Source organism: Mycolicibacterium vinylchloridicum, assembly GCF_013404075.1.
Taxonomy (GTDB): Bacteria; Actinomycetota; Actinomycetes; order Mycobacteriales; family Mycobacteriaceae; genus Mycobacterium; species Mycobacterium vinylchloridicum.
Map to the genome: position 1 here is coordinate 1 of NZ_JACBJQ010000097.1, position 12,110 is coordinate 12,110.

General features: G+C 66.2%; 14 protein-coding genes. 7 read left to right on the forward strand and 7 right to left on the reverse strand.

Annotated elements, in window-relative coordinates:
* The 4 genes from HPC46_RS32700 to HPC46_RS32715 all read left to right on the forward strand — a co-directional run.
* Nucleotides 1-106 (forward strand): integrase core domain-containing protein (locus HPC46_RS32700; protein ID WP_179475613.1); only part of this gene is annotated, 106 nt, incomplete at its 5' end.
* A gap of 94 nt (nt 107-200) precedes the next feature.
* Nucleotides 201-1,223, forward strand: a complete 1,023-nt coding sequence (locus tag HPC46_RS32705) for an ATP-binding cassette domain-containing protein (protein ID WP_233717005.1) — start codon at nt 201-203, stop codon at nt 1,221-1,223.
* Nucleotides 1,224-1,232: 9 nt separating this feature from the next.
* Complete coding sequence (locus HPC46_RS32710; RefSeq protein WP_179476191.1) at nt 1,233-1,655, forward strand: hypothetical protein; 423 nt, start codon at nt 1,233-1,235, stop codon at nt 1,653-1,655.
* Nucleotides 1,652-2,257 (forward strand): GNAT family N-acetyltransferase, encoded by a 606-nt coding sequence (locus HPC46_RS32715; RefSeq protein ID WP_179476192.1) that lies wholly within the window; start codon nt 1,652-1,654, stop codon nt 2,255-2,257. The genes HPC46_RS32710 and HPC46_RS32715 overlap by 4 nt, the downstream gene beginning before the upstream one ends.
* A 21-nt stretch (nt 2,258-2,278) precedes the next feature.
* Here HPC46_RS32715 and HPC46_RS32720 read toward each other — a convergent pair whose 3' ends face one another.
* Nucleotides 2,279-2,728 (reverse strand): Hsp20/alpha crystallin family protein, encoded by a 450-nt coding sequence (locus tag HPC46_RS32720; protein WP_005139622.1) that lies wholly within the window; start codon nt 2,726-2,728, stop codon nt 2,279-2,281.
* Between the two features lie 169 nt (nt 2,729-2,897).
* Here HPC46_RS32720 and HPC46_RS32725 point away from each other — a divergent pair, with 169 nt between their 5' ends.
* A complete protein-coding gene (locus tag HPC46_RS32725) occupies nt 2,898-3,515 on the forward strand; it encodes an LpqN/LpqT family lipoprotein (RefSeq protein ID WP_179476193.1) in 618 nt (205 codons plus the stop codon).
* Here the strand turns inward: HPC46_RS32725 and HPC46_RS32730 are convergent.
* From HPC46_RS32730 to HPC46_RS32740, 3 genes are read right to left on the reverse strand one after another with little or no spacing between them, the layout of a single operon-like run.
* Entirely contained in the window at nt 3,508-4,464 is a 957-nt protein-coding gene (locus HPC46_RS32730) for a winged helix-turn-helix transcriptional regulator (protein ID WP_179476194.1), read from the reverse strand. The two genes, HPC46_RS32725 and HPC46_RS32730, sit on opposite strands and share 8 nt — an antisense overlap.
* Nucleotides 4,464-5,981: a carotenoid oxygenase family protein gene (locus HPC46_RS32735; protein ID WP_179476195.1), complete on the reverse strand. Its 1,518-nt coding sequence runs from the start codon at nt 5,979-5,981 to the stop codon at nt 4,464-4,466. Before HPC46_RS32735 ends, HPC46_RS32730 begins: the two co-directional genes overlap by 1 nt.
* A complete protein-coding gene (locus HPC46_RS32740; RefSeq protein ID WP_179476196.1) occupies nt 5,971-7,200 on the reverse strand; it encodes an acetyl-CoA acetyltransferase in 1,230 nt (409 codons plus the stop codon). Before HPC46_RS32740 ends, HPC46_RS32735 begins: the two co-directional genes overlap by 11 nt.
* A 228-nt stretch (nt 7,201-7,428) precedes the next feature.
* Here HPC46_RS32740 and HPC46_RS32745 point away from each other — a divergent pair, with 228 nt between their 5' ends.
* On the forward strand, nt 7,429-8,112 hold the full coding sequence (locus tag HPC46_RS32745; RefSeq protein ID WP_179476197.1) for an ANTAR domain-containing protein: 684 nt from the start codon (nt 7,429-7,431) through the stop codon (nt 8,110-8,112).
* A gap of 53 nt (nt 8,113-8,165) precedes the next feature.
* A complete protein-coding gene (locus HPC46_RS32750) occupies nt 8,166-9,293 on the forward strand; it encodes a GGDEF domain-containing protein (protein WP_179476198.1) in 1,128 nt (375 codons plus the stop codon).
* Here the strand turns inward: HPC46_RS32750 and HPC46_RS32755 are convergent.
* From HPC46_RS32755 to HPC46_RS32765, 3 genes are read right to left on the reverse strand one after another with little or no spacing between them, the layout of a single operon-like run.
* On the reverse strand, nt 9,290-9,925 hold the full coding sequence (locus HPC46_RS32755) for a phosphoribosylanthranilate isomerase (RefSeq protein ID WP_179476199.1): 636 nt from the start codon (nt 9,923-9,925) through the stop codon (nt 9,290-9,292). The two genes, HPC46_RS32750 and HPC46_RS32755, sit on opposite strands and share 4 nt — an antisense overlap.
* Nucleotides 9,926-9,930: 5 nt before the next feature.
* Nucleotides 9,931-10,266: a YciI family protein gene (locus HPC46_RS32760; protein WP_179476200.1), complete on the reverse strand. Its 336-nt coding sequence runs from the start codon at nt 10,264-10,266 to the stop codon at nt 9,931-9,933.
* Between the two features lie 14 nt (nt 10,267-10,280).
* Nucleotides 10,281-11,141, reverse strand: coding sequence for an alpha/beta fold hydrolase (locus tag HPC46_RS32765; protein WP_179476201.1), 861 nt, complete (start codon nt 11,139-11,141; stop codon nt 10,281-10,283).
* Nucleotides 11,142-12,110: the final 969 nt, after the last annotated feature.

The window sequence follows — 12,110 nt, forward strand, 5'->3', positions numbered from 1 at the left end:
CTCCAACGACGACCGCGCCCAAGCCCTTGCGCCATGGCTAACCGTCTACAACACTCAACGCCGTCACAGCGCACTCGGAGGCCTACCGCCCATCAGCAGACTGTGACCAACCTGATGGCCAGGTACAGCTAGGGCGGGCCGCGATCACCCTGCTCGACGAGCCGACGAACAATCTCGACCGCGACGCCCGCGGCCGACTGTTGGACGTCATCGCCGAGTGGCCGGGCACGTTGGTGGTGGTCAGTCACGATGTCGCGCTGCTGAACCGGATGGACAACACCGCCGAGCTGCACAACCAGCGGCTCACCTCTTTCGGCGGTCCGTACCGACAATGGCGCGCGTACGTGGACAACGAACAGGCCGCCGCGGCACAGGCGGTGGCGGCGGCCGAGCAGACCGTGCGGATACAAAGGCGCCTGCGCGCCCAGGCCGAGACCAAACTCGCCCGACGAAACCGCAAGGCGCAGAAGGACTATACGAACTCCCGAGCACCGAAGATCGTGATGAACAACTGGGCCGCGTCCGCCGAGGTGTCGGCGGGCAAACTGCGCACCGGTCTCGACGAGAAGGCGGCCGCGGCCGCCGACGCGCTGCAGGAAGCCGAGGCAAGGCTGCGCAGCGATGAGCACATCCGCGTCGACTTCGGTGATCCGGACGTGCCGGCGAGCCGCCGAATCGCCGAATTGCCCGGTGTCCGTGGATCGTTCGTGGTGATGGGTCCGGAACGGATCGCGGTCGTCGGGCGCAACGGCATCGGGAAGACCAGGTTGCTGGACGATCTGCTCGCCGGTAACGCAGGCCGATTGCTGACCGATCGGATCGGCTACCTGCCACAGCGCATCGACGATCTGGACGAGCAGGCCAGCGTGCTCGACACCGTGGCGGCGACAGGCGGTGACGCTGCCCTGGTCCGCACTCGGCTGGCCCGCTTCCTGCTGCGCGGCGACTCGGTGCACCGGCCGGTGGGCACGTTGTCCGGCGGCGAACGGTTCCGGGTCGCACTGGCGCGGCTGTTGCTGGCCGACCCGCCGCCCCAGCTGATCGTGCTCGACGAACCGACCAACAATCTCGACCTGGCGAGTGTGGATCAACTGGTGGACGCGCTGCGGGCTTACCGGGGTGCGGTGATCGTGGTCAGTCACGACGACGAATTCCTGGCCCGGCTGGATCTGGACCGGACCTTGTCGATGCGGCGGCCCGGCGTATTGGACGAGGCGGGTTAGGGTCTGACCATGGCACACCTGCGCGCGGGCTGGTTCGTCGTGCTGTGCGCGACGGTGCTGGCGGTCAGCGCCTGGCTGCCGTGGCTGACGACCTCGGCGGCCGGCGGCGGCCGGGCCAGTGCGATCGGCGGCGTGGTCGGCAGCATCGTGTTGCCGCCGCGCTTCGGTGCCGGACAGTTGATCGTGCTGCTGGCCTCGGTGCTGATCGTCACCGGCGCGATGGTGGCCCGCAATCTGTCCCCGCGGCTGGCGGCCGCGGCGGCGCTGGTGATCTCGGTGCTGATCGGGGTGCTGACGTACTGGTACTACCACCTGAACATCAGCCCGCCGGTGTCGGCGGGATACGGCTTCTACATCGGCGCGGTATCCGCCGCCGGTGCACTGCTGTCCTCGGTGTGGGCGCTGTTCACCGCGCTGGTGCGCAGGCGATGAGCCGGTTCGTCGCGCCGGTCACATTGACCGGCGCACAATGGGTTTCACTCGAGCCGCTGAGCGCCGCCCATGTTCCCGAGATCACCGCCGCCGCAGCAGACGTCGGGGAATTGTGGTTCACCAGCGCGCCGTCACCGGACAATGCCGCCGCGTGGGTGAGCCGGATGGCCGCGATGCAGGCCGGCGACGAAGGTGTGACCTATGTGATCCGACGGCGCAGCGACGGCGCGGTCGTCGGCTCGTCGAGCCTGTTCCATGTCGACGCCGCCAACCGGCGACTCGAGATCGGCCACACCTGGTATTGCGCCTCGGCGCGGCGCACCGGGGTCAACACCGAGACGAAACTGGTGATGCTGTCCCACGCATTCGACCAACTCGGTTGTGTCGCTGTGGAATTCCGCACGCACTTCTTCAATCAGGCCAGCAGGACGGCGATCGAGCGGCTCGGCGCCAAACTGGACGGCGTGCTGCGCAGCCACCAGCTGCTGGCCGACGGATCCCGTCGCGACACCGTCGTCTACTCCATCCTGGACATCGAATGGCCAGCCGTACGGAACAACCTGACGTTCAGGCTCGGCCGCCATGGTGGCGGCAGAGCCTGAACGCGCGGAATCGGTTGGGCCTCAGCCTGCGTCGACGGTTGTCGGCTCGATCGGAGTGCCGCCGCCGGAGCGGGTGACTTCGATCCGGCGCGGTTTGGCCCTCTCGGCCAACGGGATCGTCACCGTCAGCACACCGTTTTCGTAGGTGGCCGAGATCTTCTCGGTGTCGATACCTTCACCGAGGGACAACTGTCGCCGGTAGGTGCCGAAGAATCTCTCACTGGTCAGCCACTGCACCGAGTCCGCGGAGCGGGCCGAACGGTGCGCGGTCAGCGTCAGTGTCCCGCTGTCGACGTTCACGTCGACCGAGCCCGGATCCACACCGGGCAGATCGGCGGCCAGCACGTAGTGATCGTCGACCTTGTAGAGGTCCATAGGCATGAACCTGGGGCTGCGATCGGTTCCAGCTTGGCTGGTCAACAGCCCTCGGGCCATGGCGTCGAGGTCATTGAAAGGATCGAAGCGGAGCACAGTACTCACCTCCTACATTGCTGAACGCAAGCCCACCACCCTGGCGGGCAGCTCTACTGTGCATCGCCAGATTAGCACTCGGGGGTGGAGAGTGCTAACACTTTTTGGCCGGCTTTTACACCGCCCCGGTAGGCTGGGCCAGCTTCAGGAGGGGGACGAGCGTGAGGGGATGAGATTGCGCAAAGTGGTGAGACGGGTGCCGGCCGCGCTGGCTGCGGCACTGGTGCTGGCGATCGCGGGTTGCTCGCAGGATTCCAAGCCGGTCGCCGCCGTCACATGCGACGAGGTGTCGGTACCCATGGTCGACATCCCCACCCGGACCGATCAGGAACCGCGGTTGCGGATCCCGCAACCGCAGGGCTGGGAGCGCACCACCAAACTGGACTCCGAGACCATCCGGTTCGCGCTGCGCAACGAGAGTCTCACCGACCAGGGATTCACCCCGAACGCGGTCGTCACGTTGCAGAAGGTGAGTACCGATGTCGGTAAGCCGCAACAGATTCTCGACGCCCAGGACAAGCAGCTGGTGGCCAAGCTGAAGGTCAAGGATCTGAAATCGACCCCGACGCAGGTGTGTGGATCTCCGGCGCAGTCGACCAGCTACACGGCGCCGGCGATGGGCAAGATCCCCGCCCGCAACGCGGCCTCGCTGGCGGTGGTCTACCAGGCCGGTGACGTCAACTACGTGACCACGGTGACGGTGCAGACGATCAAGCCCGACAATCCCACGTACGTCACGGATTCCGCGGCGATCCTCAAGGGATTCCAGATACTTCCGCCTAAATAGCGACGATGTGGACCTGTCCGCTGGCCAGCGGCTCAGTGCATCGGTCGCAGGCCAGTTCCCCGGTGAAGTCCCCACCGCAGTCGCGGTGGGTCATCACCACCGCCGGTCCCTCAGGAGCGTGAAACCACCACTGCGCCCACTGCACGGCGGCGGTCAGCACCGGGAAGAAGGCCCGGCCTTTCTCGGTCAGCAGGTAGGCGGCCCGCTCCGGGCCCGAGCGCTCGGTCGGCGAGGTGGTGAACACGCCGATGTGGCAGAAGGTCTGCAGCCGCTCGGCCAGCAGGCTGGGTGGGGCGCCCAACTGGGTCTGAAAATCGGTGAATCTGGTGGTGCCGAGGAATGCCGCCACCAGAAGCGCTGCAGCCCAGCGATTTCCCAGGATGCTCATGGTCTCCGGGAACAACCCCGCCTGGCTGGCGACCGTGTCGGACTCCGAACGCCGCCGCGTCGAGGCCGCCGGTGCCGACCGCTTCCACATCCCGCTCGGGCCAAGACTCAACGCCACTTCTGAGCCGGTGACCACAGCGCGACAGGTGTTGCAGCGCAACAGAGGTGCGAAGTGCGACCCGCAGGCCAGGTGACGCATGGCGGGCAGTGTTCCTCGATGCCCGGTCACCCAGTTGCGTTCCCACTCCCAGATGGACAGCAACACCGGCCCCAGCGACCGGCTGCGGCCGGTGATCAGATACTCGGTGCGAGCCCGGGTGGACGCGTGCACCCTGCGGCTCAGCAGCCCGTCGTCGACCAGGGTCCGCAGCCGGCTCGTCAGAACCGAATTCGAGATCGGCAAGCGCGACATGAACTGGCTGTAACGGGTGGCACCGAGCAAGGCCTGTTGAACGATCAGTAGGTTCCATTCGTCGCCGAGGAGGCCCAGCATCCTGCCGATCGCATTGGGGCTGTCGGGCGCCAGGACGGTTGGTGTCTCGGCGAGAACGGTATCGGTCACTACAGTCCGATCGCCTCGGCGGCGCAGTCGCTGGTACGCCAGCGGCGCAGCTCGCCACCGCCCACCCAGGTGGAATGAGTGCCACTGGAAATCCGTTCCGGCAGTTGAAGTTTGCACACCGGCCCATCTGGCAGCCGGGCCGCGTCGAACACCAGGCAGTAGGAGGCGTCGGCGGCCATGTCGGTGGTCAGGGTGACGAGGTAGCCGTCGTCCTCGGAGCGGGAACCGACGCGTGGCGCCATCGCCGTCTCACTGCCGTAGACGCCGTCGCCGAATCCGTAGCGCTGCTCGCTGCCGGTGTGCAGGTCGTGGCGGACCAGTCCGTCGAACAGGAACCAGCCCGGCTTCCCGGTGGCCGCGTAGGTATAGCGGTACGGCTCGCCGGCATGCCCGGCGTTGATCATGCCGAACTCGGTGATGCTGTCCGACAACGGTTCCTCGCTGACTCCACCGGTGCGCAGGTTGAGCCGCCAGCGGTGCAGCCTGGCCTGCATGCGGTCCAGCGCCAGGAACCGGAAGGCCCGCTGCCACTTGGTGCCGGTGCCGTTGTCGCTCGGTTCCGGATCGCCCTGGAAGAAACCGTCCAGTACGATCTCGTCGCCGTCCTCATAGGCGTTGACGAAGTGCAGCACGTAGGTCGGGTCGGCCTCGAACCACTGAATATCTCTACCCGTGCCCCGGCGGGGGAGCACCGCAAAGCGCGACGGGATGTCCCGGTGGAAGCGTGCGACGTGCAGGTCGCGCTCCAGCAGTTCGGGATCCCAGAACAGCGGTAAGTCGTTGAGGATGACGTAATTTCGGGTGAACGCCATGTCGTGGGGGAGCCGCGGACCGGGCAATGGGACGTCGGTGTAGTGCACCAGGTCGTTGTTCGCGTCCACCACGCCGTAGTGCATGTAGGGCGCGGACTTCGAGTAGTTGAAGAACAACATCTCCCCGGTGCGATCGTCGACCTTGGGATGCGCCGAGACTCCCCAGTCGACGGGGAACCCGCCGCCCCACGTCTCCTTGCCCAGCGTCTGGCCGGAGTACGGGTCGACGCGGTACAGGTCGCCGCACTGGTAGAAGCTCGTCAGGGCGGTGCCGCGGTGCACCACGACGTCCGTGCTGGAGGCGTCCTTCATCAGCGTGCGCGCGCCCCAGCCGTAGTCCACCTTCGCCAGCGGCAGCGGCTCGGCCAACCCGGGCCAGAGCGGGCCGGCGGCGGCGTTCTCGGCCTCGAAGCCGTCGGTCCGGACAAAGCGATTGCGGTAGAACGCCTTTCCGTCGCGGAAGCCGACGATGTGCAGCATGCCGTCGCCGTCGAACGGGTGGTAGGCCTTCAGCGCCGGATGCAGCGGGTTCTCGGTATTGCGCAGATAGACGCCATCGAGATCGGTGGGGATCTCACCGTCGACGACGGTCAGATCGTCGGCGCGCCACTCCGTGTTCTGCGGTCGCCAAGGACCCGTGCGGTACGGGTGGTCGTCATCCTCGGGAAGGGTGGACAGGAATTTGCCGACGATCTCAGTGTGCATCGTCTGCCGATCTGATCATGAAACTGACTGTGGTGGCGGTACTACCGCCGAAATTCAGGGTGCCGAAGCGCCGGGCACCCTCAACCTGGTAGTCGCCTGCGAGGTCGCTGACCTGTTTGGCGGCATCGAGCATCATCCGGATCCCCGAGGCGCCCACCGGGTGGCCGCCACCGATCAGGCCGCCACTGGGGTTGATCGGCAGCCGCCCGCCGATCTCGATCTCGCCGTTCTCGATCGCCTTCCAGGATTCACCGGGGCCGGTCAGGCCGATGTGGTCGATGGCGAGGTATTCGCTCGGGGTGAAGCAGTCGTGCACTTCGAAGCCGTCTACGTCGTCGATCCCGATGCCGGCCCGGCCGAACGCGTCGTGCACCGCGGCGCGGACGTGCGGCACCACATACGGGTTGCCGGCATCGCGGTCGAGCTTCTGCCGCAGTCCCAACCCCACCGTGCGGTGGCCCCAGCCCTCGATCAGCCCGATCGGGCGCAGGCCTGGGTGCTCACCCAGGAAGTCGTCGTTGACCAGGACCACGCCGGCGCCGCCGTCGGTCATCTGGCTGCAGTCGTAGCGGCGGATCCGGCCCTCGGTCGGCGGGTTGACGGCGTCGTCGCTGCCGTACGCCACCAGATCGGGAATCTCCCAGTCCCTGGTTTGGGCATTGGGGTTACGCCGGGCGTTGGCAAAGTTCAGTGCGGCGATCGCATGGAGGTGGGCGTCGTCGACGCCGAACCGGCGGTCGTACTCGTCGGCGACCTCGCTGAACATCGACGGCCATACGTACTTGGCATCGGCGCCCTCGTGGCCGGTCCAGGCGGCGGCGCCGAGGTGGGCCGCGGCGATGTCGCCGGGCACCGTCTTCTCCAGCTCGACGCCGACCACCAGGGCGGTGCGGTAGTTGCCTGCCCGTAGGTCGGCCATCGCCGCGAGTGCTGCCACACTGCCCGAGGCGCACGCCGCCTCGTGACGGGTCGCCGGGGTGTCCCACAGTCCGCCGTGCACGGTGGCGGGCATCGCACCGAGGTGGCCTTGGGCGGCGAACATCTCCCCGAACGCGTTGGCCACGTGCACGACGTCGATATCGGCGGCGTCAATCATCGATTCGGCCAAGGTGAGGTCGACGACCTCGCTGGTCAGCGAGGCGAAATCGCGGCCTTCCCTGGTGAGGTTGCGGCCGAAGTCGCTCTGGTAGCCACCGAGAATCCAGACGTTGCCTGCCATTGCGCCGAAATTACTACAGCTAAGAGAGTGCCGGGCCGGAATGCGGTACGCGGAGGCCAAAGGGGGCGGCCCCGCCGGCTCTCGGTCTGAACCGACAGGACCTCAGCGAGCGTGGAGGTCGACCGCCACGCCCGCTTGCAGCGGAGCATTGCCCCGGCCGCAATTCCCAAACGTCCCATCGACGCACACCCGCGTTAGTTTCCCCAGAAGGGCGGGAACACCTGCTGAATGTCCACGCCCAACCACGACCTGGCGCAGCGGATGGCCGAGCTGGCCCGTGCCACCGCGCCGCCCCGCGACGTCGACGAGGTACTCACCGACGTCACCGCGGCGGCGACAGCGATGATTCCGGGCACCGACACCTGCGGTGTGCTCTTGATCGGCAAGGGCGGCAAGTTCGAGTCGTTGTTCGGCACATCCGATTTGATCTACGAGCTCGACGCACTCCAAGAACAATGCGGAGAGGGGCCGTGCATCGAGGCCGCCCTCAACGAACTGATCGTGCGCACCGACGACTTCACCACCGAGCGACGCTGGCCCAAGTACAGCCAGGCGGTCGCCGAGCTCGGGGTGCGCAGCGGACTGTCGTTCAAGCTGTACACCAGCGCGTCGACGGCGGGTGCGCTGAACCTGTTCGGCCGCGAGCCGCACGCCTTCGACATGCAATCCGAGGCGATCGGATCGGTGCTCGCGGCCCACGCCGCGTCGGCGATCATCGCCAGCCGCCACGGCGAGCAGCTGGAATCGGCGTTGACCAGCCGCGACACCATCGGCCAGGCCAAAGGGGTGATCATGGAGCGGTTCAATGTCGACGCGATGCGCGCGTTCGAGATGCTGCGTGAGCTGTCTCAGACCACCAACACCCGACTGACCGATATCGCCACCAGAGTCATCGAGACTCGGGGAGGGTAGTCCACGGCGCCGGTATCGTTGGCGTAATTTCCGGGTCTGGTGGGGGTCGCTCGATGGTGAGGGATGCACTCAGGCGTTGGTGGCAGCAGTCGACCCATTACGAGTGGTTGAGTGGCTACCTCGCCGAGCGGGGCATGCGTGGGGCCACGCGCGCCCTGATGGCGTTCATCGCCGCCTCACTGGTGGTGTGCTTGCTGGGGTTGCTCGCCTCGAGCGATGGGCCGGTTGGCACCGTGCCCATCGTGATGACCTGGCTGGCGGTCGCGGGCGGGGTCGCCGGATCCGTGCTGTGGAGCCTGCGCTGGCCGACCCAGGGCCAGTCGGTGGCTTTTGCGCTGATCACGAACGTCTCGATCGCACTGGCTTGCCTGGCGTTTCCGCAGCCCCTGCCGGCGGTGGTCGGCTGCATCGCGTTCGCCACCATCGGGGCCTACGTCGCGTTCTTTCACAGCACGGGGCTCGTCCTCTACAACTTCGCGGTGGCGGCCGTGGTGGCCTCGATCGGTGCGGTCAGGATGGCGGCGGCCGGGCATCCCGTCCTGGCCGTCGTGGACTGGTGGCTCATCATCCAGGTCAATATCGCGCTACCGCTGGCGATTCAGATCATGGTCCGTGCGCTGGGGACGGATCTGCTTCGCGCCGAACAGGACCCGCTGACCGGGCTGCTGAACAGGAGGACCTTCCACCTCCAGACGTCCCGCCTGATCGAGACGGGCTGCGGTCCGGACGCCTATCTGGTGCTGGCGCTGATCGATCTGGACAAGTTCAAATCGGTCAACGACCGCTACGGGCATGCGGCGGGCGACGAGGCGCTGGTGCATGTCGCCGAGGCGATCGCCGAGGCCGCTGGCGACAAGGCGGTCGTCGCGCGCAGCGGGGGAGAGGAATTCCTGGTTGCCGCCATCTCGGCAAGCCCCGACGGCAGCGAGCTGGCGCAGCGGCTCTGTACGGCCATCGCTTCGTCGCCGGCGGGAGTCACGGCCAGCGTCGGGACCACCGCGGTGCGCTTGCGGCACGCGGATTTCGACCACAAGCCGTTCGTCGACCGGCTCGTCGAGACGGCAGACTGGGCGATGTATCGCGCCAAACGCGCCGGCGGCAACGGCTTTCGGCACCAAGGCGCTGGTGCACTCGGTCGGCAGCGGCCGCAGCGCGGCGGTGACGTGAGCCAGACGGCCTAGCTCTTGGCGTTGTCGATGAAGCGTTTCAGCTCGGTGTGGTCCTTGTAGCCGTCAGGCCCTTTGGTTCCTGAGTTCACGTCGACACCGTAGGGACGTACTTGCCTGATCGCGGCGGCGACGTTGTCCGGGGTCAGGCCGCCGGCGAGGATCACCGGGATCGGCAGTTGCTCGACGATCTGCCGGCTGATCGCCCAGTCGTGGGTTCGGCCGGTGCCGCCGACCTGGTCGGTGGTGGCGTCGAGGGTGTCGAGCACGAGCGCGTCGACTGTGGTGTATTGCCTTGCGGTGTCGATTGATTGGGCGTCGACGACGTGAATTGCCTGGTAGGTCTTGAGTTGTGCTACGCGCTGCTTGATCTCTGTTGCCTGATCCGGCGAGGTGTCGCCGTGCAGTTGGATCGCACTGACGCCGGTTGTGTTCGCAAGCCGCACGATCTCATCGGGCTCGGCCAGGTGCGTCACCAGCACCGAGTCGATGTGCGGTGGCAAGGCGGCGACCATTGCCGCGGCGTCGTCGGGGTCAACGAAATCGGGCGACGCGTGTTTCTGGCCGACGAGGAAGCCCACGGCATCGGCGCCGTATTCGGCAGCCGCCAGCGCATCCTCGATGCGCCGGATGCCACAGATCTTCACGTGGATCATGGCAGTCGATCGCCAGGAAACCCCCGACACGGATGCACGTCATAGGCGAACACGCCGGCGGCGACTCCCGGGTCGTCATCCATGATCGCCACGGCCTCGTCGACGGAGCAGTTGAACACCCCGATGCCGCATACGTCGGACTCGTCGGTCACCGGCAGCACCACCGACAGGACTCCGTCGTCACGCAGACCGAAATTGCGGCGCCCGTGTTCCCAAATGATCTGTGCGGCTGCAGGAGTGTGGTAGTTCGGGCCAGTCCTCAGGATCACAACGCTGTACGCCTTGGCGCGCGGTAGCAGTTCTTTCATCTCGTCGTCGGTGAATTGCTTCATGGCTCTAGTCAACCTCATCGAGTCAACGCGTCGAAGATCTCCCGCCAGTGCAGGTGTGCCATGAAGTGGCCGCCGGGACGGGTGGTCAGCGTGGCGTCCGGGATCCGGCGGGCCAGCTCGGTGGGCCAGCTCGGGTCGAGGAAGTGATCGTCTGCTCCTCCCCAAATATCCACTGGCACAGTGATTTCCTCGGGCGTGAAACCCCACGGCTGCATCGCGGCGAGGTAGTCCTCGATATGGCCCTCGGGGTGCTGCAATGCTTCGGCGGATGTTTGCGCGAACGTGGGGGACCGTTCGGTGCGAACGACCGCGCCGTCGGCCGGGGGAAGATCACCGGCGGCCAGCCGGGTGAACAGTCGGGGCGTCAAGCGGGCGGTGATACCCATGAATCCCAGACATTGCTGGGCCAGCCACGGCGCCCGCCGTGACAGCCGGATGAAAGTCCGGTCCACCGGCGGCATCTGAGCGAAGTGTCCCGGCTCGGTCAGCGGCAGCCCCCCGGCGATGACGGCCACTCGCGTCACCGAGGACCGCAACCCGTGGCCGAGTGCGAGCGCGTACTGGCCACCCATCGACCATCCCATCGCGCCGAACGCGTCGAAGCCGAGTTGGTCCCGCAACTCGGTGATGTCGTCGGACCAGTCCGCGACGCTGCGGCCGGGTTTCGGGTCGGACAGCCCGATCCCCGGACGGTCGACGGAAATCAGTCGAATGCCGGTCTGCTGTGCGGTCGATGCGCCGGCCGCGATGTCGAGGCGGCACGAAAGCCCGCCGTGGGCGTAGACGACGGGCAGGCCATCTGGTGCGCCGTATTCCGCGTATCCGAGCGTGCGTCCGTCCCGCAGGCGGATCGTCCGATCATGAGCAGCGTGCATGCGCGGCTCCTTGGTATACGGATTTTGCCACGCTAAGGACCTTGGGATGGCCGATCGACCTCGTTGCGTCCGACCGAGTGTTGTGGCGGCGCCGGTAGCGGCACACGTTCCCTGCGTTCAAGTTTCATGCCGGTAAGCAGACGCCATGCCATTCGGCGTGCGGCGAGGGGCCGTAAGGGGCACCCACTCCTTGGCGCGCACCACAATTGAGAAGCTCCGTACTTATGGATGAGACCAGTAGGAGCATCGCTGCGATAAATGCGACGAGGCTCCATCGCACGATCTCAGCTCGGATATTGTTGCCTCTCCGGAGACTGACGATAGTGTTCACCTGACGACTGATCCACATCTTCTGTACGTCGTCGGAACTGCGGCTCCAGTTGGCCCCAGTGAGGCTACGCAGAGTCTTGATGCTCGTCGACTTGTACTTGAATCCGTATGTCTGAACGATGATTGCGAGTGCCGCTGAGATCGTGAAAGCTGCGAGCGCACCGATTAGGAGACATACGGCAGTCGGGCTCGCGAAAACGTGGTCCTTACCCGTGACTACAACGGACAACCCGAAGATTATCGTCAGCATTGCACTAGTAGTTGCAATCACCGTTGCGCCGCGCGCCTCCAAGGCGGCACGTCGGTCGAACTCGGCCTCAAGGAGTTTGCTGACCATGGTGGCGTAGATATCTCCAGCGGGCTGCGGCGTCTGCGGAGCGTTCAACCTAATCAGCGATTCTCCGTGTCGTCGCCTTGCTGCCCGATTCTGAGGTCCTCGTCTTCACCCCAGTCCTGCCACTTATCCGGGTCTGGGTCGTCGTTCGGTCCTGCCATCTGAATCCTCATCTGGAGGTTGCGTCCAGCAGAGTGGTGTACGAGTCGGACCTGATCAGCGGTACCGGCGTGTCGTAGCCGGATGAATGAAGGTCATCGCGTGATTCTTCGAGAGACCCGCGAAAGTCACTCGAGCAAAGGAAT

What these genes read in the sequence shown, in the direction of transcription:
- HPC46_RS32750 (WP_179476198.1), top strand. Translation starts at nt 8,166, where the DNA reads ATGGTGAGGGATGCACTCAGGCGTTGGTGGCAGCAGTCGACCCATTAC.
- HPC46_RS32745 (WP_179476197.1), top strand. Translation starts at nt 7,429, where the DNA reads ATGTCCACGCCCAACCACGACCTGGCGCAGCGGATGGCCGAGCTGGCC.
- HPC46_RS32710 (WP_179476191.1), top strand. Translation starts at nt 1,233, where the DNA reads ATGGCACACCTGCGCGCGGGCTGGTTCGTCGTGCTGTGCGCGACGGTG.
- HPC46_RS32735 (WP_179476195.1), bottom strand. Translation starts at nt 5,981, where the DNA reads ATGCACACTGAGATCGTCGGCAAATTCCTGTCCACCCTTCCCGAGGAT.
- HPC46_RS32760 (WP_179476200.1), bottom strand. Translation starts at nt 10,266, where the DNA reads ATGAAGCAATTCACCGACGACGAGATGAAAGAACTGCTACCGCGCGCC.
- HPC46_RS32740 (WP_179476196.1), bottom strand. Translation starts at nt 7,200, where the DNA reads ATGGCAGGCAACGTCTGGATTCTCGGTGGCTACCAGAGCGACTTCGGC.
- HPC46_RS32765 (WP_179476201.1), bottom strand. Translation starts at nt 11,141, where the DNA reads ATGCACGCTGCTCATGATCGGACGATCCGCCTGCGGGACGGACGCACG.
- HPC46_RS32715 (WP_179476192.1), top strand. Translation starts at nt 1,652, where the DNA reads ATGAGCCGGTTCGTCGCGCCGGTCACATTGACCGGCGCACAATGGGTT.
- HPC46_RS32725 (WP_179476193.1), top strand. Translation starts at nt 2,898, where the DNA reads ATGAGATTGCGCAAAGTGGTGAGACGGGTGCCGGCCGCGCTGGCTGCG.